This is a genomic window from Streptomyces sp. STAM6 (assembly GCF_054963715.1).
Genome location: NZ_JBUEFZ010000004.1, coordinates 395,041 through 420,113, shown reverse-complemented (window position 1 = coordinate 420,113; position 25,073 = coordinate 395,041). Strand labels below are relative to the sequence as shown.

Sequence of the window (25,073 nt, the reverse complement as noted above, 5' to 3'; positions counted from 1 at the left end):
CACGGGTGTGAGGGCGGTGGGACCACGTGGTCCCACCGCCCTCACACATTCCTTACGATGCGCCGTATGAAGGAACCCACCGCGCAGATCCGCTGGGAACAGCGCACGCAGCACCCGCTCCTCGCGCTCGCCCTGGCCTTCGGGATCGCCTACGCGGTGCCGATAGTGCTCCCCGACGCCGAGCCCTGGGTCCACTCGGTGTGCACAGCGGTGGAGTGGGCCGTGTGGGGCGCGTTCGCGTTGGACTACGCCGTGCGGCTGGTGCTGGCGCCGTCCCGCCGGCTGTTCGTCCGCAGTCATCCGCTGGACCTGGTCGCGGTCCTCCTTCCGCTGGTCCAGCCGCTGCGGCTGCTGCGGCTGGTCTCGACGCTGCTGCTGGTGGGCCGGCGCGCCCGGATGGCGTCGCAGATAACCCTCACGACCTATGTCGCCGGGTCGGTGGCGGGCCTGCTGATGTTCGGCTCACTGGCGGTCCTGCATGTCGAGCGGGACGCCCCCGAGGGGAACATCAAGACGCTGGGCGACGCCGTGTGGTGGTCGTTCACCACGATGACGACGGTCGGCTACGGCGACCACGCGCCGACCACCGGCCTGGGCCGGCTGCTCGCGGTGGGCCTGATGCTCTCGGGCATCGCGCTGCTGGGTGTGGTGACGGCGAACATCGCGGCCTGGTTCATCTCCCGCTTCGAGCGGGACGACGCGGAGGAGCGCCGGCAGACGGCCCTCCTCGTCGCGCTGACCCAGGAGGTCAGGGAGCTGAGGGCCGAGGTCGTCCGCCTCTCGGGCAACGCCGAGCCGGCGCCACCGGCGGCACCAGGAGCCCCGGCCCTGCCCGCGACGGCGGCTCCGGGAGCGGCGCCCGGGGCGACGCCCGCCGTACCCGCGCAGGGCGCCCCCTAGCACAACACGCCCCAGCACGGCCCAGGACGGCCTCGGCGCCGCGCGATCCGGCCCGGTCCGCGACCCCGTACGGCCGCGTGAGCGGGGGTCCTCCCGCGTGCGCGAGGTGCCCTGCTTCAACCTTCGGGGCGTCTTCCCCCGGGGTTGTGTCGCTGCTTGGTGCCTGGGCTCCGGGTGCCCGGCTTCAGGTCTCCCACACCTTGAAAGCCCGGACGCGGTAGGGCGATCGGGGCACCCACGTCCCGCCTCCCGGGTACGTGTCGAACTCGGCGGTCTCCGCGCACTCGGCGGACTGGTAGGTGGTGACCGGTCGCCCGGTGCGGTTGGCCAGGGCGGCCGCGCCCGTGCCGGCCGGGAGCGGGACACAGCTCTCGATGTCGACGTCCGTCAGCTCGTACGTCCGCAGGGCCCCTCTGAAATTTTCGTCGGGCCAGAGGCACAACTGGCCAGCGCCGCACGGGCCGAGATTCCGCGGTGCGGCCGACGCGGCGGCAGCAGGCGCGGCGGCGGACACCGCGGCGGGTGCGGCGGCTGGTACGGCGGCGGACACCGCGGCAGCGGGCGCTCCGCCACCGAGCGCACCGGTGACGAGTGCGGTGAGGACGAGGACGGCCGCGGTGAGGACGGCGGCGGTGTGCGTACGCATGAGAACCCCCGTTGCAAGGCGTGACCAAAGCAACCCCAAGCGTGACGCAGAGTGACCCCCCTCGGGAAGGGGGGTCACTCGAAGGTGTGAGCCGACGTGGGCGTCAGATGTGCGCGCCGCCCGCGCCCGCCTCCGCGTTGGCGCCACGCTTGGTCAGTGTGGCGACCACGGCCGCGACGACCGCCACGACGCCCGCGACGGTGAAGGCAAGGCCCATGCCCGACATGAAGGTGTCGTGGATGACGCCGCCGATCTTCGACAGCAGATCCGGCGTCATCCCCGGGGCCTTCGCCAGCTCGGCCGGGACCGTGCCGAACTCGGCGGCCTGCTCCAGCCGGGGGTCGGCCGGGACCGGGATGCCCGCGTCCTTCCAGTTGTCCGCGAACTCGGCGGAGACCCGGGACGACATGACCGCGCCGAGTACCGCCGTACCGAGCGCGCCGCCCACCTGCATCGCGGCCTGCTGGAGACCGCCGGCGACGCCGGAGAGCTCCAGCGGGGCGTTGCCGACGATGACCTCGGTGGCGCCCACCATGACCGGGGCGAGACCGAGGCCCAGCAGGGCGAACCAGAGGGACATCACCAGCGTGGTCGTGTCCTCGGTCAGGGCGGTCATACCGAACATCGCGACCGCCGTGCAGACCATGCCGCCGACCAGCGGGACGCGGGGGCCGAACTTGGTGATCAGCGCGCCGGCCAGCGGCGAGGAGACGATCATCATCGCGGTCAGCGGCAGCAGGTGCAGTCCGCTGTCGACCGGGCTGAGTCCCTTGACGCCCTGGAGGTAGAAGGTCACGAAGAACAGACCGCCCATGAAGGCGAAGGCCATCAGGACCATCAGCACGACGCCCGCGGACAGCGGGACGGAGCGGAACATCCCGAGCGGAACGAGCGGCTCCTTGACCTTCGTCTCCCACACGGCGAAGAGCACGAAGAGCAGCACCGCGGCGCCCATGCACAGCCAGGTGTTGGTGCCGCCCCAGCCCCACGACTCACCGGCCTTGATCAGGCCGAAGACCAGCGCGCCCATGGCGCCCGACAGCAGCAGGATGCCCAGCACGTCGAAGGACCGCGGGGCGTTCTCCGCGCGGTGGTCCTTGAGGATCACCAGGCCGAGGACGAGCGCGACGACGCCGACGGGCACGTTGATGAAGAACACCGATTGCCAGCTGACGTGCTCGACGAGCACACCGCCGAGGATCGGGCCGCCGGCGGTGGAGGCGCCGATGACCATGCCCCATATGCCGATCGCCATGTTCAGCTTCTCGGCCGGGAAGGTGGCCCGCAGCAGGCCGAGGGCAGCCGGCATGAGCAGCGCGCCGAACAGGCCCTGGAGCACCCGGAAGGTGATCACGAGGGAGATGGAGTCGGACAGGCCGATGGCGGCCGAGGCACCGGCGAAGCCCGCGATGCCGATGAGGAAGGTCTGTCGGTGGCCGAACCGGTCGCCGAGCTTGCCGGCCGTGATCAGGGCGACGGCCAGGGCGAGCAGATAGCCGTTGGTGATCCACTGGACGTCGGCGAGCGACGCGCCGAGGTCCTTCTGGATGGCGGGGTTGGCGATGGCGACGATCGTGCCGTCGAGCGCGACCATCATCACGCCGACGGCCACGGCGAAGAGCGTCAGCCAGGGGTGGCCGCGCAGGCCCCTGGCCGGGACCGGCCCGGGGCCGCCGCCGTGTGGACCCTGCGGCGCCTTTTCGATGGTGGTCTGACTAGTCATGCCCCGAAGGCTAGTGACAGTCACTGACATTTGACAAAGCAATTCACACGCCGGTAACTGTCACGTCGGTCACAGGTACGCTGAGCCCCCGAAAATGGCAGAAAGAGGACCATGAAGTGACGGTTGAGCAGCCGACCTCCGCGGGGTTGCGCGAACGCAAGAAGCAGCGCACCCGTGATGCCCTGCTGCGCGCCGCGCTGGAACTCTTCACCACTCAGGGATACGAGGCGACGACCGTCGACGAGATCGCCGACACCGTCGAGGTCTCCCAGCGCACGTTCTTCCGCTACTTCGCCAGCAAGGAGGACGTCGCCTTCGCCGTACAGCAGACGGTGGAGGAGCACTTCGTGGCCGCCCTGCGCGAACGACCCGCCCACGAGGGCCCGTTCGAGGCCATGCGCAACGCCGTGCTGTTCTCCTGGGACACCATCGGCGAGGCCATCACCGAAGTCGTGCCGGTGGAGCTGTATTTGAGGACCTTCCAGGTCATCGAGTCGACACCCGCGCTGCTCGCCGTCCATCTGCGCCGCTCCATCGAGATGGAGGAGTACATCGCCCGGCTGATCGCCGAACGCGAGGGGCTCGACCTGGAGACCGATCCGCGGCCGCGGGTCGCCGTCGCCGCGTTCAGCGGTGTCATGCGTATCACCGGACAACTCTGGGGTCGCGGCGAGGACGCATCGCTGGAGGCGATCCGCGCCATCACCGAAACGTATCTGGACCACTTGGGGCCGGCACTCGCCGCGGACTGGCGAAGTGCGCCTGAGCGTACGCCGGTTGCACACGAAGAGTAATCGCGCTTCCCTTCATTCCCACACCCAAGCGTGAGGTACGTCACCCTCTTCGCGGTGACTGTCGCACGTCTCCTAGGGTGTCCCGCAGTGACTTCCTTCGACTCCTCCCCCACGCTCTCCGTCTGGCGCATGCTCATCGCCCTCGCGGTGGTCTTCGTCCTCCTCATGACCACCGGATGGACCGCCATAGGCCACCAGCGTGGGACGGGAGAGCCGCGCGAAGCCGCACTCGCCGCCTGGGCCCATGGCCGGATCGGTTCGCAGCGGCTGCCCGACGTCCAGTCGCCGCCGGACGCGATCGCCGCGTTCTTCGCCTCGCTCGACGGCCGCCAGCGCACCCGGCTCGCCGCCGATCATCCCCTCGTGGTCGGCAATCTCGACGGCGCGCCCGTCACCCTGCGCTACCGCGCCAACCGGAACGCGCTGCGCAACGCGCGTGACGCCGAGCGCCTTCGGGTGGACGACAGCCGGCTCTCCGCCGACGGCCGGCACGAGGCGGTCCGCAGGATGCACCGCTTCTCCTCGCTGATGCGCGAGGACCGCCAGATCCTCGCCTTCGACCCCTCCGGCAAGGGCCGTGTCGCCGAGGTCTTCGGCGACCTCGACGGGGCCGAGCGCGTCTCGGTGATCGTCCCGGGAGTCGACACCAACCTCCTCACCTTCCAGAAGACCGCCCGCAAGTACTCGGCACCGGTCGGCATGGCCGAGTCGCTGTACGCCGCCGAGCGGGCGGCCGGCCCCCGTACCCGTACCGCCGTCATCGCCTGGGCGGACTACACCGCGCCCGTCGGTGTCGGCATGGACGCGGCGATCGGCCGGCTCGCCGCGGACGGTGCCGAGCGTCTGGTCGGGATGACGAGCGCGCTGCCCGGCAGTTCGCGGGTCTCGCTGTTCTGCCACAGCTACGGCTCCGTGGTCTGCGGGGTCGCCGCGCGCCGGCTGCCGGGGCGGGTCGCCGACGTCGCGGTCGCCGGCAGCCCGGGGATGCGCGTCGAGAACGCGGCCCAGCTCCGCACCACGGCCCGGGTCTGGGCCATGCGCGACGCGGACGACTGGATCGCGGACGTGCCGTACCTGGCGGTCGGCGGGCTCGGGCACGGAGCGGACCCGGTCACCCCCGAGTTCGGGGCGCGGGTGCTGTCGGCGGAGGGCGCGGTCGGCCACGCGGGCTATTTCGAGCCCGGCACGGAGAGTCTGCGCAACTTCGCGGAGATAGGTGTCGGCGCGTACGACGCCCTGCGCTGCGCGGGCGCCAACGACACCTGCCGCAACGGAATCTACGGCGACACCGCGGTCTGACGCGCGTAGAGGCGCGTGGCGGCCCGCGAACGTCGGAACCCCTTCGAGGGGCGACGCGCGGGCGCACGCCGCATACGATGAGGCGCATGGGTGATGTGCTGGCCGGAATTCATGCCACCTGGGAGTTCGAACCCGACGCCGTGCTCATCCGCTTCGAACGGGGGATACGCGCGCCGAAGCTGTTCCAGGCGCTGCGCGAACGACGCGTTCCCGTCGAGGCGTTGGCGTCGGTGACCCTCTCCCCGGGCAAGCGCGGCACGGTCGTGCTGCACGCGGTGCCGAGACCGGGCGCCGACCCGTTGATGGAGGCGGCGGCCGGCCAGCTGAAGGAGGGCAGCGACCCCTACCGGCTGGTGCTGCCGGCCGAGCGGGAGACCCTCGCCGAGTACTACGCCGACGAGTTGCGCGCCCTCCTCGGGCCGGCCGCCGGGGAACCCACCGAGCGGTTCCTGGTGTCGGCGCCCGAGCCCCCGCTGCACTTCAAGGCGTACGACGGGAAGGCGTCCTTCGACGGCAGCCAGGTCGCCTTCCGATGGTTCTGGACGGGTGCGTCGTCCGAGAAGTGGAAGGCCGGCGACCAGACGTTCGGCGTCCGGGAGCTCAGCGGCGTCGAGTGGCGTTCGCCGGACGTCTTCGACGGACATCTGCGGCTGCTGCGGCGCGGGCCCGATGGGGAGGCGCAGCCCGCGCAGGCCGACCACGACCCGGCGGCGGTGGTCTTCGGTCTCGGTTACGGACCGGTGCACGAGTCGCTGCCGTTCGCGGCGTCCGTGCTGGCGGCGGTGCGGGACGCGGGCGGGGCCCCCGTGCCGGTCGCCGTTCCGGCGGTGTCGGCGGCCCGCCGTGACCCGGCGGACATCGCGGAGCGCATCCGCCACCTCGGTGAACTGCACCGGGCGGGCCTGGTGACCGACGAGGAGTTCGCGGCGAAGAAGGCCGAGCTGCTGGCCGAATTGTGACGGTCGCAGCCCCAGTGTCCCGGGACGGGGGTCATACCGGGGTATGACGTGGGGAACTGGCTCCCCGGTATGACGCCGGGGAGCGACGGCGGTGCCTAGTGTGGGGGGATCATGAGTACCACTCCCCCGTCTCCGCCGCCCTCGCCCGCCGAGCGCGGGCGGTCCACCGCCGGGCGGTCCACCGCCGGGCGCGGGAGGTCCACCAGCGAGCGTGCGGGGGAGGACCGCCGCCGGCAGCGGGCTCCCGCGGAACGTGCGGGGCGCGCCGCGCGGGAGGCGCTGCGCACGCTCGGGACGGCGCTCGCGACGCCGACGGAGCCGGGCGCGGCGCTGTTCGCGCAGGCCGGGTCGCGGTGGCTGCGGCTCCTGCCGTACGCGATCGCGTTCGTCTTCGTCGTGACGCTGCTGCCGGTCACCGTCACCGTCCTGGTCCAGGACTACAAGGTCAACGGCGCTCTCGCCGGTGCGCTCGCGACCGCCCAGACCACTCCGCTGCTGCTGGCCGTGACCCGCCCGCTGCAGGCCTGGTGGATCATCATGGCGTCCGATGTGCTCGGCGCCCTGGTCCTGCTGGGCGCGGACGGCGTGGCCGAGCGGTCGTGGCCGTGGACGCCGATGAACGTGGTCGGCTACCTGGCGCTGATGGTCGCGGTCGGGCTGCGTGAGCCGCGCCGGACGCTGCTGGGCGTCTGGCTGGTGACCGGTGCGGCGGGGTTCGCCTTCGAGCTGGTCTCGCAGAAGCGCAGCGACGGCATCCATCTGCTGCTGTTCGTCCTGACCGGTGTGGTGCTGCTGCTCACCGCGACGCTGCGGGAGCGCGGCGACGCGCAGCGCCGGCTGGTCGAGCAGGAGACGATCAGCGAGGCGGAGCGGGCACGCCGGACCCTGCTGGAGGAGCGGGCCCGGATCGCGCGCGAGCTGCACGACGTGGTGGCTCATCACATGTCGGTGATCACCGTCCAGGCGGACTCGGCGCCGTACCGGATCGAGGGTCTGCCGGAGGCGGCGCGCGAGGAGTTCACCACGATCGCCGCGTCCGCGCGGGAGTCCCTCACGGAAATGCGGCGGCTGCTGGCGGTGCTCCGCAGCGACGGCGGCCAGGGCGAGCGGGCGCCGCAGCCGGGGCTCGACCGGGTGCAGCAATTGGTGGAGGCGACGGTGCGGGCCGGAGTGCCGGCCGAGCTGACGCTGCCGGCCGACCTCGGGACCGTACCGCAGGCGGTGGATCTGTCGGCGTACCGGATCGTGCAGGAGGCGCTCGCGAACGTCGTGCGGCACGCGCCCGGGGCACCGACCCGGGTGTCGGTGTCGTCGTCGGGGCGGTGGCTGACCGTGCTTATCGTCAACGGCCCGTCCGCTCAGGCCCGTTCGCCACTGGAGAGCGCGGGCACGGGGCACGGCCTGGTCGGGATGCGGGAGCGCGTACGGTTGACCGGCGGCACGCTGGACACCGGGCCGCTGCCGGACGGCGGCTTTCGGGTCGCGGCCCGGCTCCCCCTCGATCTCGACCTCGATACGAAGGAACTCGCGTGACGATCCGCGTGATCATCGTCGACGACCAGGCCATGGTGCGGGCGGGGTTCGCCGCGCTGCTGTCGGCGCAGCCGGACATCGACGTGGTGGGCGAGGCGGCCGACGGGCGGCAGGGCGTCGCGGTCGCCCGGTCCTCGCACCCGGATGTGGTGCTGATGGACGTGCGCATGCCGGAGATGGACGGGCTGGCGGCGGCGCGCGAGGTCCTGTCGCCGCCGCCCGGGGTCGTGCACCTCCCGAGGGTGCTGATGCTCACCACCTTCGACGTGGACGACTACGTGTACGAGGCGCTGCGCGCCGGAGCCTCCGGCTTCCTGCTGAAGGACGCGCCGCCCGCGGACCTGATCGCGGCAGTGCGGGTGGTGGCGGCCGGTGAGGCACTGCTGGCCCCGTCGGTGACGCGCCGTCTGATCGCCGACTTCGCCGCCTCCCGCCCCGCGCCGCGGCGGGACCGCTCCCTGCGGCTGAACGGTCTGACGCCGCGTGAGACGGAGGTGCTGGAGCTGATCGCCCGGGGCCTGTCCAACCAGGAGATCGCGGAACGGCTGATCCTCGCCGAACAGACGGTCAAGACGCACATCGGCCGGGTCCTGGCCAAGCTGGGACTGCGCGACCGGGCACAGGCCGTGATCTTCGCGTACGAGTCGGGTCTGGTGACCCCGGGCGACGCCGCCTGACGCCGGGCACGCGCCCGGTGACCCACCCCCTACCCAGGTAGCACCCCGAGGTTGGCTCCTCGGTGTGACGTGCGGGCCGGTACCGCCTTCCTACCTTCCTCCTCGCCGCACCGGACGAGTGGGAAGAGGGGGCGTCGTGCGCCGTTACAAGAGGACGCTGCTGGCCGTCGCGCTGACGACGAGCGTGGTCACCGGAACCGCGGGATGGGCGTCCGGGAACGCTCAGCGGGCCGTGACCGGGCCGCCGCCCGGTACCGAGCGGTGGCGGGCCGACACCTCGCTGGGTCGGGAGCTGCCCGACCCGGCGACGGCCTCGCCCCGCGAAATCGCCTCGTTCTTCGCCGGCTTGGACCGTACGGAGAGCCGTGACCTGGCCCGCCGCCACCCGTCCGTGGTCGGGAACCTGGACGGCGCGCCGGTGGAGCTGCGGTACGAGGCGAACGCGATCGCCGTGAGCCGCGACGCCCGGTACGCGCGTCTCGCCGGACGGCGGATCCTCGCCTTCGACCCGCGCGGACGGGGCCAGGTGGCCGAGGTGTACGGGGACCTGACGGGCAGTCGGCAGGTGTCGGTGGTGGTCCCCGGCGCGGACATCGACGCCGGGACCTACGACCGGGCGACCGACCCCTACGGCACACCCGCCGGTATGGCGAAGCAGCTGCGGTCCGCGACCGGCGGCCGTACCGCGGTCATCGCCTGGGCCGGCTACACGACGCCCGTCGGCGTGGGCGTCGACGCCGCCACCGGCGCGCTCGCCGAGGCCGGTGCCGAGCGGCTGACCCGGCTGACCGACGGACTGGACGCCGTGGGCGCGCCCGCGCCCAGCGTGTTCTGCCACAGCTACGGCTCCGTGGTGTGCGGCCTGGCCGCCGAGCGCCTCAAGGCGAAGGACCTGGTGGTCCTCGGCTCGCCCGGAATGCGCGCCGACAACGTCGCCGAGCTGCACACCCCGGCCCGGGTCTGGGCCGCCAAGGATCCCTCCGACTGGATCTCCAAGGTGCCGAACGTGCGGCTGTTCGGCCTCGGCCACGGCACCGACCCGGCCGCGGCCGGCTTCGGCGCCCGCCCGGTCCCCGCCGCCGACGCCCAGGGCCACACCGGCTACTTCGCGCCCGGCACCTCGTCCCTGCGTACCTTCGCCGCCATCGCCCGGGGAGACGTCCGATGAAGCTCGCCGCACGCATCGAGGCGCGGACGCCCGCGCACCGCGACCGGGCCGTCGACGGCCTGCGCGCCCTGGCGCTGCTCGCCGTGCCCACCGGCCACTGGCTCCTCGGCGGGTTCACCCTGGACGCCGGAGGGGCACTGCACAACGCGAGCCCGCTCACGGCCTTCGGGTTCTTCGCGCCGGTCAGCTGGGTGCTGCAGATGCTGGGGATCTTCTTCCTGGTGGGCGGGTACGCCTCGGTGCTGTCGTACCGCCGCCGCACGGGGTCGACCGGCGAGTGGCTCAGGGGGCGGCTCGCCCGGCTGGGCCGGCCCGTCCTCGGCGTCACCGCCGTGTGGGCCGCGATGATGCCGGCGCTGTACGCGCTCGGCGTGCCGGGGGACACCCTGCGCACCGGGTCGACGCTGGTGATCCAGCCGCTGTGGTTCGTCGGCGTGTACACCGTCGTCACCGCGCTCACGCCGTACTGCGTGCGCGCCGCCCGCCGACTGGGCGCCTGGGCCGCCGCGCCGCTGCTCGGGTCGGTCGCCGTCGTCGACTTCCTGCGGTACGGGCCGTACGCGGACGCCGTGCCGTCCTGGCTGAGCGTGCTGAACATCCTGCCGGGCTGGCTCTTCGCGTACCAACTGGGCGTCTCCTGGGGCGAGAAGCGGCTCGGCAGGCGCGAGGCCCGGGCGCTGCTCGCGGGCGGGGCCGTGCTGTTCGCGGCGCTGCTGCTGTTCTTCCACTACCCGGCGTCGATGGTGGGCGTCCCCGGCGAGGCCCGCACCAACTCCCACCCGCCGTCGCTGCTCGTCCTCGCCCTCGCGGCCCTGCAGAGCGGCGGGGCGATCCTGCTGCGCGACCGGCTCGGCAGGCTGCTGCGCAGGCCGGCCCTGTGGGCACCGGTCGTCGTGATCAATCTGTCCGCGATGACGATCCTGTGCTGGCACCAGACGGCGATGCTCGCCGCCGCCGTGCCCGCGTCGCTGACGCTCGGCGCGGTCCCGGGCCTGACGACCGCGCCCGAGACCCTCGGCTGGGTCCTGGCCCGGCTCGCCTGGCTGCCGCTGTTCGCCGGGCTGCTCGTGCTGATCGGCCAGTACGCGCGCCGCTTCGAGTCGCCGTGGACGAACACCGGCCGGGCCCGCCGGGCGGCGGCGGGGCTGCTCGCGGCGGGCTTCGCGGTCTTCGCCCTCGGCCTCGCCTGACGAAACCCGCCCCGCGGACCGGCCGTGCGCGCCGTCCGCCGTCGAGTGCCGCAGGGCACCACCGGCGGATCGACGGGCGGGCCGTCGGGCGGCGGAACGGGCGGCCAGGCGAAGCCGCCGGCGGGTGGGGGCGGCGGGTCCGGCGGGGCGGCGGGCACGGCGGAGCCAGCTGGCAGCCGGAGCCGCCGACGGGCGGCGGCGGAACGGCGGGGCGGTCCACGGGCTTACCCGGCGGACCGTGAGGGCGTCGGCGGGCGGATCCGCGGGGGCCGCCCGGCGGGCCGTCGGACGGGTCGGTGGGCGGGCCGGCCAGTCGACGGGGCGGAACGGCGGGCGGATCCGCCGACACGGCGATCGTCGGGCGGGGCCGGGCCGGCCGCGGACCAAGGGGCGCCGCCGGGGCGGACCCGCGGCCGGTCCACGGGCCCACCCGGCGGATCGACGGGCGGGCCCGCGGAGCCGTCGGCGGACGGCGCCGCCCGGTACGTCAGTTCTCGCGGCCGACCGAGGTCCAGGTCATGTCGGGGTACCGGTCGCCGGCCACCCGGTCGGCCACGGGCTCCAGCAGGGCCAGCTCGTCGTCGCTCAGGGATATCCGGGTGGCCGCGGCGTTCTCCAGCAGCCGGGCGCGGCTGCGGGTGCCGGGGATCGGCACCACGGTCAGTCCGTGTATCCGGGCCCGCTGCTGCACCCAGGCGAGGGCGACCTGCGCGGCCGTCACGCCGTGGGCGGCCGCGACGGCGCGCACCGGTTCCAGCAGCGCGGCGTTCCGGCGGGCGTTGTCACCGGAGAACCGCGGCTGGTACTGCCGGTAGTCCTGGGCGGACAGGTCCTTCACCGCGTCGGCGAAGGCGCCCGTCAGGAAGCCGCGGCCGAGCGGCGAGTACGGCACGAACGCGACGCCCAGCTCGGCGGCCGCCCCGACGGCGCTGCGCTCCACGTCCCGGGAGAACAGCGACCACTCCGACTGGAGGGCGGTGATCGGGTGCACGGCGTTGGCCTCGCGCAGCTCGGCGCCGGTCACCTCGCTCAGGCCCAGGTACTTGACCTTGCCCTCCTCGACCAGCTCGGCCATCGCGCCGACGGAATCGGCCAGCGGTACCGCCGGGTCGCGCCGGTGCATGTAATAGAGGTCGATGACGTCGACCCCGAGGCGCCGGAGGCTGGCCTCGACCGCGGACCTGATGTACGCGGGATCGTTGCGGACGGCCCGGTGGGTGGGGTCGTCGGTGCGTTCGATGCCGAACTTGGTGGCCAGGGTGATCTCGTCGCGGTGCGCGGCGACGAACGGCGCGAGGAACTCCTCATTGGCACCCCGGCCGTAGATGTCGGCGGTGTCGATCAGCGTGACGCCGGCCTCCAGCGCGGCGTCGAGGGTGTCCCGGGCCGCGGCCTCGTCGGTGTCTCCGTAGAACTCGCTGATGCCCATGGCACCGAAGCCCTGGACGCCCACCTCGGGGCCTCCCCCGGTGCCGAGTCGTACGGTCGCGATCTTCTCCGTCTTCTCCGTCTTCTCCGTGGTCATGTGGCCCTCTCCGACGCCCGGCGGGCGCCCGCGTAAAAGTCGATCTTGTGGTCAAGTACGGCGAGCGTGTCCCGGAGTTCCGCGATGCGTGCGCGGACGTCCCTGCGGGTCGCCTCGAGCAGCTCCTGCCGGTCCTCGAAGGTGTGCTCGCCCTCGCGCACCAGCTCCGCGTAGCGCACCATGTCCGCCACCGGCATCCCGGTCAGCCGCAGCTTCCCGACGAAGACCAGCCAGTCCAGGTCCCGGTTGGTGAAGCGGCGCTGGCCGGTGTGCGACCGGTCGACGTGCGGCATCAGCCCGATCCGCTCGTACCAGCGCAGCGTGTGCGCGGTCAGCCCGGTCCAGGTCGCGACCTCACTGATCGTGTAGCGGTCCTGCCCGTCGGGGCGCGGGTGCGCCGGCGGCGCGGCACAGAGGTCGGGAAGGCCTGGCGTCCGTACGGGGGTGCTCGCGATCACCGTCATGTCCACCACGCTAAAACCTTCGAGTGCACTCCAAGCAAGCGGAAACAGTGCGGAGTTCGGGCGGGACCCCCGGGCCCCCGACCCCGCGCTGCGACCGCGCCCCCACTCAGGACTTAGGCTCGTACGCATGCAGAGCCTGGCGATGATCGAGAACTGGCCCGTCCCGACCGCGGCGGCGGCCGTCGTGCGCGCGGACGGCACCGTCTCCGGGACGCACGGTCCCACCGGCCGTGCGTTCCCGCTGGCATCGGTGACCAAGCCGCTCGCCGCGTACGCGGTGCTCGTCGCGTACGAGGAGGGGGCCGTCGAGCTCGACGAGCCGGCCGGGCCCGAAGGGTCCACCGTGCGGCACCTTCTCGCGCACACCTCGGGACTCGCCTTCGACGAGCACCGGGTGATGGCCGCTCCCGGCGACCGCCGGATCTACTCCAACGCCGGGTTCGAGGTGCTGGGCGACCTCGTCGCCAAGGCGACGGACATCCCGTTCGCCGAGTACCTGCGGCAGGCGGTGCTGGAGCCGCTGGGCATGACGTCGACGACGCTGGACGGCTCGCCGGCGAAGGACGCGGTCTCCACGGTCGACGACCTCGTGCGGTTCGCGGCGGAGGTGCAGGCGCCGCGGCTGCTGGACCCGCGCACCGTCCTGGAGGCGATGACGGTGGTCCACCCGGGCCTGACCGGCATCCTGCCCGGGTACGGGCACCAGCGGCCCAACGACTGGGGGCTCGGCTTCGAGATCCGGGACGGCAAGTCGCCGCACTGGACGGGCGCTTCGTCGTCGCCGCGGACGTTCGGGCACTTCGGCCAGTCGGGGACGTTCCTGTGGATCGATCCGGACGCGGGCGCGGCGTGCGTCGCGCTGACCGACCGGGCCTTCGGGCCGTGGGCGATCGAGGCCTGGCCGCCGTTCACCGACGCGGTGCTGGCGGAGCTGCGCGCCTCGGCCTGACACCTCCCGGACGCGACCCGGCACCTCCCGGACTCGGCCCGAAATCTCCCGGCCTCAGCCGGACATCTCCCGGACGCGGCCCGGCACCTCCCGGACTCGGCCCGAAATCTCCCGGCCTCAGCCGGACATCTCCCAGACGAGGACCTCGGCCGCGGACCGCGCGGCCAGTTCCAGGCCCTCGGCCGCGGTGATCCGGGCCGCGTCGCCCGGGCCGAGCTCCTCGCCGCCCGTGCTCACCCGGCCCCGCACCACGTGCACATACACATGGGCGGCGTCCGGCACCGCGGTGCGCTCGCCCTCCGCCAGACGCCGCACGTGCAGCATCGCGCCCGCCGCGGGCAGCGCGTAGGGCGTGGAGTCCGCTATGCCCGGAACCGTCTCGTACGAGGGCTCCCCGCCGGGTGTGAGCGGCGCGAGCCACATCTGCACGAACGTCAGGGGCACGTCACCGTCATTGCGCTCCTCGTGGCGTACGCCTCCGGCGGCGGAGAGGTGCTGGACGTCGCCGGGGCGGACCACCGACGCGTGGCCCGTGGAGTCGCGGTGCGTCAGCTCGCCCTCGACGACCCAGGTGACGATCTCGGTGTGGCTGTGCGGGTGCTCGTCGAAGCCGGCGCCGGGTGCGAGCCGCTCCTCGTTGCAGGCCAGGATCGCGCCGAAGCGGAGGTTGTCCGGGTCGTAGAAGCGTCCGAAGGAGAAGGCGTGGAGGGTCTCGATCCCGTGGTCGGGATCGCCCCCCGCATAGCGGTCGCCCGAGCGCCGTACATCAATCACGGCCTCAGCGTAACCGGGGTGAAACGGGCCCGGCTGGGCAGAGCACCGTCCCGATAAGGCACTCTTGTCCCCGTGCCTGAACCAGCAGCGAACGACGCCCACCGCCATGCCGCCACCCTGAAGCGCCTGGAGCAGTCCTCCGGGCGGCTCGCCGCGAGCGCCATTGCCCGCATGGACGAGACGCTGCCCTGGTACCGGGCGATGCCGCCGGAGAACCGGTCCTGGATCGGGCTGGTCGCCCAGGCCGGCATCGCGGCCTTCACCGAGTGGTTCCGCCGTCCCGAGACGCCGCAGGCGATCTCCACCGATGTGTTCGGCACCGCCCCGCGCGAGCTGACCCGGGCGATCACCCTGCGCCAGACCGTCGAGATGGTCCGCACCACGATCGAGGTCATGGAATCGGCGATCGAGGAGGTCGCCGCTCCCGGCGACGAATCGGTGCTCCGCGAGGCGCTGCTGGTGTACGCCCGGGAGATCGCCTTCGCGACCGCCCAGGTGTACGCGCAGGCCGCCGAGGCGCGCGGCGCCTGGGACGCCCGGCTGGAGTCGCTGGTGGTGAACGCGGTGCTGTCGGGCGAGGCCGACGAGGGAGCGGTGTCCCGGGCCGCCGCGCTCGGCTGGAACTCTCCCGAGCACGTCTGCGTGATCCTCGGCACAGCACCCGACGGGGACAGCGAGCTGACGGTCGAGGCGATCCGGCGGGCCGCCCGCCACGCCAAGCTGCAGGTCCTCACCGGGGTGCTGGGAGACCGGCTGGTGGTCATCGCCGGCGGCAGCGACAACCCGCTCGCGGTCGCGAAGGCGCTGATCGGGCCGTACGCCGCGGGCCCCGTCGTGGCCGGGCCGATCGTGCCGGACCTGCTGGCGGCGACCCGGTCCGCGCAGGCGGCCGCCGCGGGCCTCAAGGCGTGCTCGGCCTGGCAGGACGCGCCCAGGCCGGTGCTGGCGGACGATCTCCTGCCGGAGCGCGCGATCGCCTCCGACCCTTCCGCGCGCGAGCAGTTGGTGGAGGAGATCTACAGACCACTGGAGGAAGCGGGCTCCGCGCTCCTGGAGACGCTGAGTGTCTATCTGGAGCAGGCGAGCAGCCTCGAAGGGGCCGCGCGGATGCTCTTCGTCCACCCCAACACCGTGCGCTACCGGCTGCGACGTGTGACAGATGTCACCGGATGGTCACCTTCCGATGTTCGTTCCGCGTTCACGCTGCGGATCGCGCTGATTCTGGGGCGTCTGGCCGACGGAGATACGCAGTCCTAGACTTTTGTCGGACACCAACAATTCCCCCGACGGTTCTTCGTCCCTGTCCCCACGGGCGGCGGGAGCCGTCCACAAGAGAGAGTGTGAGGGTGCTCGTACTCGTCGCTCCCGGCCAAGGCGCTCAGACGCCCGGCTTCCTGACTCCCTGGCTCGATCTCCCCGGTGCCGCCGACCGCGTCGCCGCGTGGTCCGAGGCCATCGAGCTCGACCTCGTCCACTACGGCACCAAGGCCGACGAGGACGCGATCCGCGACACGGCGGTGGCGCAGCCCCTGCTGGTCGCGGCCGGACTGCTCTCCGCGTCCGCCCTCGGTATCGGGGCATCCGCCGCTGACGCGGCGGGCACCCCCGGCGCCGTCGCCGGCCACAGCGTCGGCGAGATCACCGCAGCCTCCTTCGCGGGTGTCCTCGACGACACCGCCGCGCTCCGGTTCGTCCGGACGCGCGGGCTCGCGATGGCCGAGGCCGCCAAGATCACCGAGACCGGTATGTCGGCGCTGCTCGGCGGCGATCCCGAGATCACCGTGCCGCACCTCGAGAAGCTGGGCCTGACCCCGGCGAACGTGAACGGCGCGGGCCAGATCGTCGCCGCCGGCACCATGGAACAGCTCGCCGCCCTGGAGGCGGACAAGCCCGAGGGCGTCCGCCGCGTCGTGGCGCTCAAGGTCGCCGGCGCGTTCCACACGCACCACATGGCGCCCGCGGTCGAGACGCTCGAGAAGGCCGCCGCCGAGCTGGCCTCCGTCGCCGACCCGGCCGTCACGTACGTATCGAACAAGGACGGGCAGACGGTCGCCACCGGCGCCGACGTCATCGCCCGGCTGGTCGGCCAGGTCGCCAACCCCGTCCGGTGGGACCTGTGCATGGAAACGTTCCAGCGGCTCGGTGCGACCGCTCTCGTCGAGGTGTGCCCGGGCGGCACCCTGACCGGTATCGCCAAGCGCGCGCTCCCGGGTGTCACGACGCTCGCCCTGAAGACACCCGACGACCTGGACGCGGCGCGCGCGCTCATCGCCGAGCACGCGCAGCCCGCCGCCTGACAAGGAGCCGTAGAGCATGTCGAAGATCAGGCCCAGTCAGGGCGCCCCGTACGCGCGCATCCTGGGTGTCGGCGGCTACCGTCCGACCCGTGTCGTGCCGAACGAGGTGATCCTCGAGACGATCGACTCGTCCGACGAGTGGATCCGCTCCCGCTCCGGCATCGCCACCCGCCACTGGGCCTCCCCCGAGGAGACCGTGACCGCGATGTCGGTCGAGGCGGCCGGCAAGGCCATCGCCGACGCCGGGATCACCCCCGAGCAGATCGGCGGCGTGATCGTCTCCACCGTCTCGCACTTCAAGCAGACCCCCGCCGTCGCCACCGAGATCGCGGACAAGATCGGCGCGAACAAGCCGGCCGCGTTCGACATCTCGGCGGGCTGCGCCGGCTTCGGCTACGGCCTCACGCTCGCCAAGGGCATGGTCGTCGAGGGCTCGGCGGAGTACGTGCTCGTCATCGGCGTGGAGCGGCTCAGCGACCTGACCGACCTGGAGGACCGCGCGACGGCCTTCCTGTTCGGTGACGGCGCGGGCGCGGTCGTCGTCGGCCCGTCGAAGGAGCCGCGGATCGGCCCGACCGTGTGGGGCTCCGAGGGCGACAAGTCCGAGACGATCAAGCAGACCGTGGCGTGGACGGACTACCGCGACGGCACGGTCGAGAAGTTCCCCGCCATCACGCAGGAGGGCCAGGCGGTGTTCCGCTGGGCCGTCTTCGAGATGGCGAAGGTCGCCCAGCAGGCGCTCGACGCCGCCGGCATCAGCGCGGCCGACCTGGACGTCTTCATCCCGCACCAGGCGAACATGCGGATCATCGACTCGATGGTGAAGACGCTGAAGCTGCCGGAGCACGTCACGGTCGCCCGGGACGTGGAGACCACCGGCAACACCTCGGCCGCCTCGATTCCGCTCGCGATGGAGCGGCTGCTGGCGACCGGACAGGCGAAGAGCGGTGACACCGCGCTCGTCATCGGCTTCGGGGCGGGTCTCGTCTACGCCGCGACGGTCGTTACCCTCCCCTAGGCACCGTTCGGATCTTTCCGGACGACCAGCCTCACATCCTCTGAGAAACACCTCTGAGAAACACACCGAAGGAGCGCCACATGGCCGCCACGCAGGAAGAGATCGTCGAGGGTCTCGCCGACATCGTCAACGAGATCGCCGGCATCCCGGTCGAGGACGTCCAGCTGGACAAGTCCTTCACCGACGACCTGGACGTCGACTCGCTGTCCATGGTCGAGGTCGTCGTCGCCGCCGAAGAGCGCTTCGACGTCAAGATCCCGGACGAGGACGTCAAGAACCTCAAGACGGTCGGCGACGCTGCCGACTACATCCTGAAGCACCAGGCCTGATCCGGATCGCCACCCGGCGGTGGCGCCGCATTCCGCATACCTCATACCTGGAGAAAGAATTCCTGTGAGCTCGACCAATCGCACCGTGGTCGTCACCGGTATCGGCGCAACCACACCGCTGGGTGGCGACTCCGCCTCGACCTGGGAAGGTCTTCTGGCGGGACGTTCCGGCGTCAAGCCCCTCGAAGGCGAGCGTTTCGCCGACATGCCCGTCCGTATCGCGGCCCCCGCGGCCGTCGACCCGGGCGAGGTCCTGCCCCGTCCGCTGGCCCGCAAGCTGGACCGCTCGGCGCAGTTCGCGCTGATCGCGGCCCGCGAGGCCTGGGCGGACGCGGGCTTCACCGCGCCCGCCGGCGAGGACGCGAAAGTCCGGCCGGAGCGGCTCGGTTCGGTCATCGCGTCCGGCATCGGTGGCGTGATCACCCTGCTCGACCAGTACGACGTGCTGAAGGAGAAGGGCGTACGCCGTGTCTCCCCGCACACCGTGCCGATGCTGATGCCCAACAGCCCGTCCGCCAACGTCGGCCTGGAGGTGAACGCCCAGGCGGGCGTGCACACCCCCGTGTCGGCCTGTGCGTCGGGTGCCGAGGCGATCGGGTACGCCGTCGAGATGATCCGCACCGGCCGCGCCGACGTGGTCGTGGCGGGCGGCACCGAGGCGGCGATCCACCCGCTGCCGGTCGCCGCGTTCGCCAACATGATGGCGATGTCCAAGAACAACGACGAGCCCGAGAAGGCCTCGCGTCCGTACGACAAGGCGCGTGACGGCTTCGTCCTCGGCGAGGGCGCCGGTGTCGTCATCCTGGAGTCGGCCGAGCACGCCGCCGCGCGTGGCGCCCGGGTCTACTGCGAGGTGCTGGGTCAGGGCCTGTCGGCCGACAGCCACCACATCGCGCAGCCCGAGCCGACGGGCCGCGGTATCGCCACCGCGCTGCAGAACCTGCTCGACGCGACGGACCTGAAGCCGTCGGAGGTCGTGCACCTCAACGCGCACGCGACGTCCACGCCGCAGGGCGACGTCGCCGAGGTGAAGGCGCTGCGCAAGGTCCTGGGCGACGAGCTGGAGCACGTCGCGATCTCGGCGACCAAGTCGATGACGGGTCATCTGCTGGGCGGCGCGGGCGGTATCGAGACCGTCGCGACGGTCCTGGCCCTCCACCACCGCACGGCCCCTCCGACGATCAACGTCTACGACCTGGACGAGGACGTCGACGCCGACATCGTCCGCGACGAGCCCCGGAAGCTTCCCGAGGGCACGATCGCCGCGATCAACAACAGCTTCGGCTTCGGCGGCCACAACGTGGTGCTCGCGTTCCGCACCGTCTGAGCCACCCCCGTGAGGCGGGGCCGCTCCGGCGGAGCGGCCCGCAGCCACCGTGCCGGACGGAGTCCGGCACGGTGCTCCGAAGCCTGCGAAGCCCCGAGGGGCCGAACACCGCGAGGGGCGCACGAAGAAGAGACCAACAGCTTTTGCTTCGGCTTCGGCTCGGCGGTCGCACCGTGGTACGCGCGTCCGCACCGTCCGGGTTTCCGCACCAGCCGGGTGTCGCGTGACGTCCGGGCGGCGCCGGGGTCCGGCACGACGAGGCCCCCACCGCTTGGTGGGGGCCTTTTCGGCGTTCCGGGTCGGGAGGGTCAGACCACTTGGTGCAGCCAGCGGACCGGCGCGCCCTCGCCCGCGTACCGAAAAGGCTCCAGCTCGTCGTCCCACGGCTTGCCCAGCAGCTTGGCGATCTCCGCCTCCAGGTCGGTCTCGCCCTGGGCGGAGCGGGCCAGTGCGGCGCGCAGCCGGTCCTCGGGGACGAGGATGTCGCCGTGGATGCCGGTGACGGCGTGGTAGATGCCCAGTTCCGGCGTGGCGCTGTAGCGCTCGCCCTCGGCGGTGGGGCACGGTTCGGCGGTGACCTCGAAGCGGAGCATCTGCCAGCCGCGCAGCGCCGACGCCAGTTTGGAGGCGGTGCCCGGTTCGCCCTGCCAGGAGAACTCCGCTCTCCATGTGCCCGGTGAAGCCGGCTGCCGGATCCAGTCGAGCTGGACCCTCGCACCGAGCACTCCCGCCACCGCCCATTCGACGTGCGGACACAGCGCGCGCGGTGCGGAGTGTACGTACAGAACTCCACGTGTCGTCACCGGGACCTCCAGTGTGGGACGAGGTTCGCCTTTTCCCAGCGGCCTCAGTAAACAGCATCGGGAGTAAAACTCCACAAAAGGGACAGCATGTGACGTGATGTAATTTACCGGAGCCGGTTGGCGATGGCGCCTCTGGTTCGACGGGGAAAAGCTACCGTGCGGCGGGGACATTGGGATGACGTACGGTCGGTCCCAGGGGCCGTCGACACCAAGCTTTCACTCGCCAGGACGCCGAGAGAAGGGGCGGGGGATGCCCGAAAGCCGACACAGCCGGATACGAACACGCGCTCTTGCCGCGGCGTTTCTGCTGGCCATCGGCACGCTGACCGGGTGTGAGGCCTCCACCACGAGCGGCCCGGGCGCGTCGCCGCGCCCCTCTCCCACGCGTACACCCCTGTGGGACCGCAGCCCGTCCTCGGTGGCCGCCGTGGGTGACTCCATCACCCGGGGATTCGACGCGTGCGTGCTGCTGGCCGACTGCCCGGAGGTGTCGTGGGCGACGGGTACCGACACACGGGTGAAAAGCCTCGCAGTGCGGCTGCTCGGCGCGCCCGCCGTGTCCGCGCGGAGCTGGAACTTCGCCCGGTCGGGTGCACGCATGGCGGAACTGCCCGAACAGATGGCCCGGGCGGCCGGCCGGAAGCCGGAGCTGGTGACGGTGATGGTGGGCGCCAACGACGCCTGCCGGGACAGCACGGAACTGATGACGCCGGTGGCCGACTTCCGGGCCTCCTTCGAGGCGTCCCTGCGGCAGCTGCGGAAGACGGCGCCCAGGACGCAGGTGTACGTCTCGAGCGTGCCGGACCTGAAGCGGCTGTGGTCCACGGGCCGGGGCAACGCGCTGGGCAAGCAGATCTGGAAGCTCGGTATCTGCCGCTCGATGCTCGCCGACGCCGACGACCTGGGACCGGCCGCCGAGGCGCGGCGCGCGACGGTGTACGAGCGGGTCGTGGCCTACAACAAGGTTCTGAAGGACGTCTGTGCGAAGGACGCGCGCTGCCGGTACGACGGCGGCGCGGTCTTCGACTACCGGTTCACCGGTGCGCAGTTGAGCCCCTGGGACTGGTTCCACCCCAGCCTCGACGGGCAGGAGCGGCTGGCGGAGATCGCGTACCGCAACGTCACGGCGGAGTTCCCGCCCGCGTAGGCTCGCCGGTCATGAGCGTGGTGAGGGCTGAGGAATGGGGCCGGACGGCCGGCGGTTCGGTGGTTCACCGCTGGCTGCTGGAGCGGGGTGACACGCGGGTACGCGTGCTGACGTACGGCGGCGTCGTGCAGTCGGTGGAGGTGCCGGACCGGGACGGCGCGGGGGCGAATGTCGTCATGGGCTTCGACTCGCTCACCGGTTACACGGCTCATCCGGAGCCGTACTACGGGGCATTGGTGGGGCGGTACGCGAATCGCATCGCGGGTGGCCGCTTCACGCTGGACGGGCGTCGCTTCCGACTCGCGCTCAACAGCGGGCCGAACAGCCTGCACGGCGGCGAGCGCGGCTTCGACAAGCGGGTGTGGACCGCCGAGGAGACCGAGGGCGGGGTCCGGCTCTCGCGGGTCTCGCCCGACGGCGAAGAGGGCTTCCCGGGGCGGCTGGAGGTCTCGGCGACGTACACCCTGGACGCCGGGGGAGCGCTGCGGATCGCGTACCGGGCGGTGACGAACGCGCCGACGGTGGTGAACCTGACCAACCACACGTACTGGGACCTCGGCGGCGCCCATGAGCTGCGGCTGGCGGCGGGGCACTTCACGCCGCTGGACGGGGCGGCGGTCCCGACCGGGGAGATCGCGCCGGTCGACGGCACCCGGCTGGACTTCCGGGAGTCCCGTCCGGTCGGCACCGGGCTGGACCACAACTTCGTCCTGGACGGCGAGGCGCTCGGCGGTGGCCCGGCGGCCGAGCTGTACTCGCCGGTGACGGGGCGGCTGGTGACGGTCTCGACGACCGAGCCGGGACTCCAGGTGTACGCGGCGGACGGGCTGACCGGCGTCGCGCTGGAGACGCAGCACTTCCCGGACTCGCCGAACCGGCCGCACTTCCCGAGCACGGTGCTGCGGCCGGGCGAGGTCTACACCTCGGAGACGGTGTACGCGTTCGGGCTGCGCGGCGCGGACCGGTCGTAGCCGGTTCCGGCCCGGGGTCCGGGAGCCCCGGGGCGGTTGTCAGGTACCGCCCCGGGACCCGTCCGGGAGGAGGCTCATACCTCCAGGGTCGCACTCAGCCGGCGGTCCGTGAGCGAGCCGCCCACCTGAATGTCGTATGCCCCGGAGACGAAGATCCACTCCCCCGCCCGCTCGTCCCAGATCTCGAATGCCCGGCGCGGCAGGGTGATCTCGACCTCGGCGTACTCGCCCGGCGCCGCCTCGGCGCCCGCGAAGCCGGCGAGCCAGCGCACCGGGCGCTCCACCGGGTCGTCCACGGGGGCGAGGTAGAGCTGGACGACCTCGCGGCCGGGGCGCGTGCCGGTGTTGCGGACGCGGACGGTGGCACCGGTGGGGGTGGCCCGCAGGGACTCGTACGCCCAGGTGGTGTAGCCGAGGCCGTGGCCGAAGGGGTACGCGGGCGCGGCCCGGGCTCGGTCCCAGGCGCGGTAGCCGATGAAGAGGCCCTCTTCGTAGCGCAGTTCCCCGCGGGTGGGGGCGACCTCGGACACCGGCGCGTCGGCGAGGGCGGCCGGCCAGGTGGTGGGCAGCCGGCCGCCGGGCTCCTCGGTGCCGAGCAGGACGTCGGCGAGCGCGGCGCCGCCCTCCTGGCCGGGGAACCAGCTGAGCAGTACGGCGGCGACGTCGTCGCGCCAGGGCATCTCGACCGGCGAGCCCGCGTTGACCACCACGACCGTGTTCGGGTTGGCCGCGGCGACGGCGGCGACCAGGTCGTCCTGCCGGCCGGGGAGCCTCAGGTCGGTGCGGTCGAAGCCCTCGGACTCGACGCGTTCCGTGGTGGCGACCACGACGATCGCGGTGTCGGCGGCGCGGGCCGCCCGGACCGCCTCGGCGATCAGTTCGTCGGGGTCCCGGCGCGGGCCGAGGTGGACGAAGGAGAACATGACGCCCGGCAGGGGGGCGGCGTACTCCCGGTCGAGCGGGTGGAGCAGGGACACCTCGACGGGGACTCCCTCGGTGAGGTCGGCCCTGCCGCGCTCGGTGGGGGCGCCGAAGAACGCCTCGAACGGGTCGGTCTCGTCGCCCATCTCCTGGACGCCGTCGTAGAGCACCCGCCCGTCGACGGTGAGGGTGAAGGCGCCGAGGCCGCGGGTGCCGAAGGAGTGTTCGCCGCTCTCGCGGGGCGTGAAGGTGCCCTTGATCTCGATGCTCGCGAGTGTCTCGTGCGTGACGCCGGACGGCAGGTCGTCACCGATCCACTGGACCTGCCCGCTCGGCAACGAGCCCTCGCCGATGACCTTGCCGGCCAGGTCGCGGCACACCGCGTGGAGCGCGAAGCCCTGGCCGGCGGGGGCGAGTTCGTCGCTCGGGTCGGCGCCGGCCGCGTAGGTCAGGGCGCCCTCGGGGAGGGCGGCGGTGAGGCCGTCGAGCGGCGAGACGGTGTGGGCGGGGAAGACCTGGGCGGAGCCGCCGCCGAGGACGCGGGCGTCGCGGGCCGCGGCGCCGAGCAGGGCGACGGTGTGCCCCCGGGCGAGGGGCAGGGCCCCGTCCTCGTTGCGCAGGAGGACGAAGCCGCGGCGGGCGATCTCCCGGGCGAGCGCGTCGCCGTCGATCGTTTCCGGCGGCTCGGTGACGACGGGTTCGGCGCCTTCCAGGGCGCCGGCGCGAGCGGCGAGCCGCAGCACGTTGCGCACGGCGTCGTCGACGGCCGCCTCCTCGACCTCGCCGCGGCGGACGGCCGCCGCGAGCGCCTCGCCGTACACGGTCCGGGGTCCGGGCATGGCGACGTCGAGGCCGCCTTCGAGTGCGCCCCTGGTGGAGCGGGCGGCCATCCAGTCGGAGACGTTGAACCCGTCGAAGCCCCACTCGCCGCGCAGCACCTCGTTGACCAGGTACCGGTGTTCGGTCATCGACGTGCCGTTGACCTGGTTGTAGGCGGTCATGATGCCCCAGGGGTGGGCGTTCTTGACGATCGTCTCGAAGGGGGCGAGGTAGAGCTCGCGCAGCGGCCGGGCGGCGATCCGGTTGTCGACGGTGAAGCGGTCGGTCTCGGCGTCGTTGGCGACGAAGTGCTTGACCGTGGTGCCGACGCCGCCGTCCTGGACGCCGAGGACATAGCCGGTGCCGATCTCTCCGGTGAGGTGGGGGTCCTCGCTGTACGCCTCGAAGTGACGGCCGCCCAGGGGTGAGCGGTGCAGGTTGACGGTCGGTGCGAGCAGGACGTGGACACCTTTGCGGCGGGCCTCCTGGGCGAGGAGGCGGCCGGCGCGGCGGGCGAGCGCGGGGTCCCAGGTGGCGGCGAGGGCGGTCGGGGACGGCAGGGCGACGGACGGGTCGTCGACGGTCCAGCGGACGCCGCGCACCCCGATGGGTCCGTCGGACATGACGAGCGACCGGAGTCCGATCTCGGGGAGGGCCGGGAGGGACCACATGTCCTGGCCCGCGAGCAGCCGGGCCTTGCTGTCCGGGCCGAGCTTGCCGAGTGCCGCTTCCACGGCCTGTTCGCGGCGGGCGTCGTCGGTCACCGTCGTGCCTCCTCGTCGGCATGGAGCGGGGGTGCCGCCCATGGTGGACCCAGCGCCTGTACCTCGGTAGGCGTCG

At 72.6% G+C, this 25,073-nt stretch carries 23 protein-coding genes; 16 read left to right on the top strand and 7 right to left on the bottom strand.

Annotated features, from left to right (window positions below; all coding sequences use genetic code 11):
- Positions 1-57: 57 nt before the first annotated feature.
- Positions 58-900 carry a potassium channel family protein gene (locus ACY34K_RS08580; RefSeq protein WP_462745465.1) on the top strand — a complete coding sequence of 281 codons (843 nt, stop codon included), beginning with the start codon at positions 58-60 and terminating at the stop codon, positions 898-900.
- A 184-nt stretch (positions 901-1,084) separates the two neighbouring features.
- Here ACY34K_RS08580 and ACY34K_RS08575 read toward each other — a convergent pair whose 3' ends face one another.
- Positions 1,085-1,546 carry a peptidase inhibitor family I36 protein gene (locus ACY34K_RS08575; protein ID WP_462745463.1) on the bottom strand — a complete coding sequence of 154 codons (462 nt, stop codon included), beginning with the start codon at positions 1,544-1,546 and terminating at the stop codon, positions 1,085-1,087.
- Between the two features lie 103 nt (positions 1,547-1,649).
- A complete protein-coding gene (locus tag ACY34K_RS08570) occupies positions 1,650-3,269 on the bottom strand; it encodes an MFS transporter (protein ID WP_462745461.1) in 1,620 nt (539 codons plus the stop codon).
- Positions 3,270-3,385: 116 nt separating this feature from the next.
- On the opposite strand from ACY34K_RS08570, the gene ACY34K_RS08565 reads away from it, so the two are divergent.
- From ACY34K_RS08565 to ACY34K_RS08535, 7 genes are all read left to right on the top strand, one after another.
- Positions 3,386-4,063, top strand: coding sequence for a TetR/AcrR family transcriptional regulator (locus ACY34K_RS08565; protein WP_462745459.1), 678 nt, complete (start codon positions 3,386-3,388; stop codon positions 4,061-4,063).
- Positions 4,064-4,150: 87 nt separating this feature from the next.
- Positions 4,151-5,362, top strand: a complete 1,212-nt coding sequence (locus tag ACY34K_RS08560; protein WP_462745457.1) for an alpha/beta hydrolase — start codon at positions 4,151-4,153, stop codon at positions 5,360-5,362.
- 86 nt (positions 5,363-5,448) lie between these two features.
- Positions 5,449-6,321 (top strand): DUF4429 domain-containing protein, encoded by an 873-nt coding sequence (locus ACY34K_RS08555; RefSeq protein WP_462745456.1) that lies wholly within the window; start codon positions 5,449-5,451, stop codon positions 6,319-6,321.
- A 111-nt stretch (positions 6,322-6,432) separates the two neighbouring features.
- On the top strand, positions 6,433-7,854 hold the full coding sequence (locus tag ACY34K_RS08550; RefSeq protein ID WP_462745455.1) for a sensor histidine kinase: 1,422 nt from the start codon (positions 6,433-6,435) through the stop codon (positions 7,852-7,854).
- Complete coding sequence (locus tag ACY34K_RS08545; protein ID WP_462745453.1) at positions 7,851-8,531, top strand: response regulator; 681 nt, start codon at positions 7,851-7,853, stop codon at positions 8,529-8,531. Before ACY34K_RS08550 ends, ACY34K_RS08545 begins: the two co-directional genes overlap by 4 nt.
- A 136-nt stretch (positions 8,532-8,667) precedes the next feature.
- The gene (locus ACY34K_RS08540) at positions 8,668-9,699 is read left to right on the top strand and encodes an alpha/beta hydrolase (protein WP_462745452.1); all 1,032 of its coding nucleotides are present in this window, start codon (positions 8,668-8,670) and stop codon (positions 9,697-9,699) included.
- Entirely contained in the window at positions 9,696-10,889 is a 1,194-nt protein-coding gene (locus ACY34K_RS08535) for an acyltransferase family protein (RefSeq protein WP_462745451.1), read from the top strand. Before ACY34K_RS08540 ends, ACY34K_RS08535 begins: the two co-directional genes overlap by 4 nt.
- A 487-nt stretch (positions 10,890-11,376) precedes the next feature.
- Here the strand turns inward: ACY34K_RS08535 and ACY34K_RS08530 are convergent, their stop codons facing one another.
- Positions 11,377-12,414, bottom strand: coding sequence for an aldo/keto reductase (locus tag ACY34K_RS08530; RefSeq protein ID WP_462745450.1), 1,038 nt, complete (start codon positions 12,412-12,414; stop codon positions 11,377-11,379).
- Positions 12,411-12,878 carry a MerR family transcriptional regulator gene (locus ACY34K_RS08525; RefSeq protein ID WP_462745449.1) on the bottom strand — a complete coding sequence of 156 codons (468 nt, stop codon included), beginning with the start codon at positions 12,876-12,878 and terminating at the stop codon, positions 12,411-12,413. Before ACY34K_RS08525 ends, ACY34K_RS08530 begins: the two co-directional genes overlap by 4 nt.
- Positions 12,879-13,005: 127 nt before the next feature.
- Between ACY34K_RS08525 and ACY34K_RS08520 the strand changes: the two genes are divergently transcribed.
- Entirely contained in the window at positions 13,006-13,827 is an 822-nt protein-coding gene (locus ACY34K_RS08520) for a serine hydrolase domain-containing protein (RefSeq protein WP_462745448.1), read from the top strand.
- A 117-nt stretch (positions 13,828-13,944) separates the two neighbouring features.
- On the opposite strand, the gene ACY34K_RS08515 is transcribed toward ACY34K_RS08520, so the two are convergent.
- Positions 13,945-14,601, bottom strand: coding sequence for a pirin family protein (locus ACY34K_RS08515; RefSeq protein WP_462745447.1), 657 nt, complete (start codon positions 14,599-14,601; stop codon positions 13,945-13,947).
- Positions 14,602-14,673: 72 nt separating this feature from the next.
- On the opposite strand from ACY34K_RS08515, the gene ACY34K_RS08510 reads away from it, so the two are divergent.
- The 5 genes from ACY34K_RS08510 (at position 14,674) to fabF (ending at position 19,572) form a co-directional block, all read left to right on the top strand.
- On the top strand, positions 14,674-15,858 hold the full coding sequence (locus tag ACY34K_RS08510; RefSeq protein WP_462745445.1) for a PucR family transcriptional regulator: 1,185 nt from the start codon (positions 14,674-14,676) through the stop codon (positions 15,856-15,858).
- An 89-nt stretch (positions 15,859-15,947) separates the two neighbouring features.
- On the top strand, positions 15,948-16,898 hold the full coding sequence (locus ACY34K_RS08505) for an ACP S-malonyltransferase (protein WP_462745444.1): 951 nt from the start codon (positions 15,948-15,950) through the stop codon (positions 16,896-16,898).
- 16 nt (positions 16,899-16,914) lie between these two features.
- Positions 16,915-17,916 carry a beta-ketoacyl-ACP synthase 3 gene (locus ACY34K_RS08500; RefSeq protein WP_462745443.1) on the top strand — a complete coding sequence of 334 codons (1,002 nt, stop codon included), beginning with the start codon at positions 16,915-16,917 and terminating at the stop codon, positions 17,914-17,916.
- An 80-nt stretch (positions 17,917-17,996) separates the two neighbouring features.
- Complete coding sequence (locus ACY34K_RS08495) at positions 17,997-18,245, top strand: acyl carrier protein (RefSeq protein ID WP_462745442.1); 249 nt, start codon at positions 17,997-17,999, stop codon at positions 18,243-18,245.
- 64 nt (positions 18,246-18,309) lie between these two features.
- Positions 18,310-19,572 carry a beta-ketoacyl-ACP synthase II gene (gene fabF, locus ACY34K_RS08490; protein WP_462745441.1) on the top strand — a complete coding sequence of 421 codons (1,263 nt, stop codon included), beginning with the start codon at positions 18,310-18,312 and terminating at the stop codon, positions 19,570-19,572.
- 308 nt (positions 19,573-19,880) lie between these two features.
- Here the strand turns inward: fabF and ACY34K_RS08485 are convergent, their stop codons facing one another.
- Positions 19,881-20,375: a DUF3145 domain-containing protein gene (locus ACY34K_RS08485; protein ID WP_462745440.1), complete on the bottom strand. Its 495-nt coding sequence runs from the start codon at positions 20,373-20,375 to the stop codon at positions 19,881-19,883.
- A 250-nt stretch (positions 20,376-20,625) separates the two neighbouring features.
- Here ACY34K_RS08485 and ACY34K_RS08480 point away from each other — a divergent pair, with 250 nt between their 5' ends.
- Together ACY34K_RS08480 and ACY34K_RS08475 are read left to right on the top strand one after the other, a co-directional pair.
- On the top strand, positions 20,626-21,522 hold the full coding sequence (locus tag ACY34K_RS08480) for an SGNH/GDSL hydrolase family protein (protein WP_462745439.1): 897 nt from the start codon (positions 20,626-20,628) through the stop codon (positions 21,520-21,522).
- A gap of 11 nt (positions 21,523-21,533) precedes the next feature.
- The gene (locus ACY34K_RS08475) at positions 21,534-22,493 is read left to right on the top strand and encodes an aldose epimerase family protein (RefSeq protein WP_462745438.1); all 960 of its coding nucleotides are present in this window, start codon (positions 21,534-21,536) and stop codon (positions 22,491-22,493) included.
- 74 nt (positions 22,494-22,567) lie between these two features.
- Here the strand turns inward: ACY34K_RS08475 and ACY34K_RS08470 are convergent, their stop codons facing one another.
- Positions 22,568-25,039, bottom strand: coding sequence for a beta-glucosidase (locus tag ACY34K_RS08470; protein ID WP_462745437.1), 2,472 nt, complete (start codon positions 25,037-25,039; stop codon positions 22,568-22,570).
- Between the last annotated feature and the right edge of the window lie 34 nt (positions 25,040-25,073).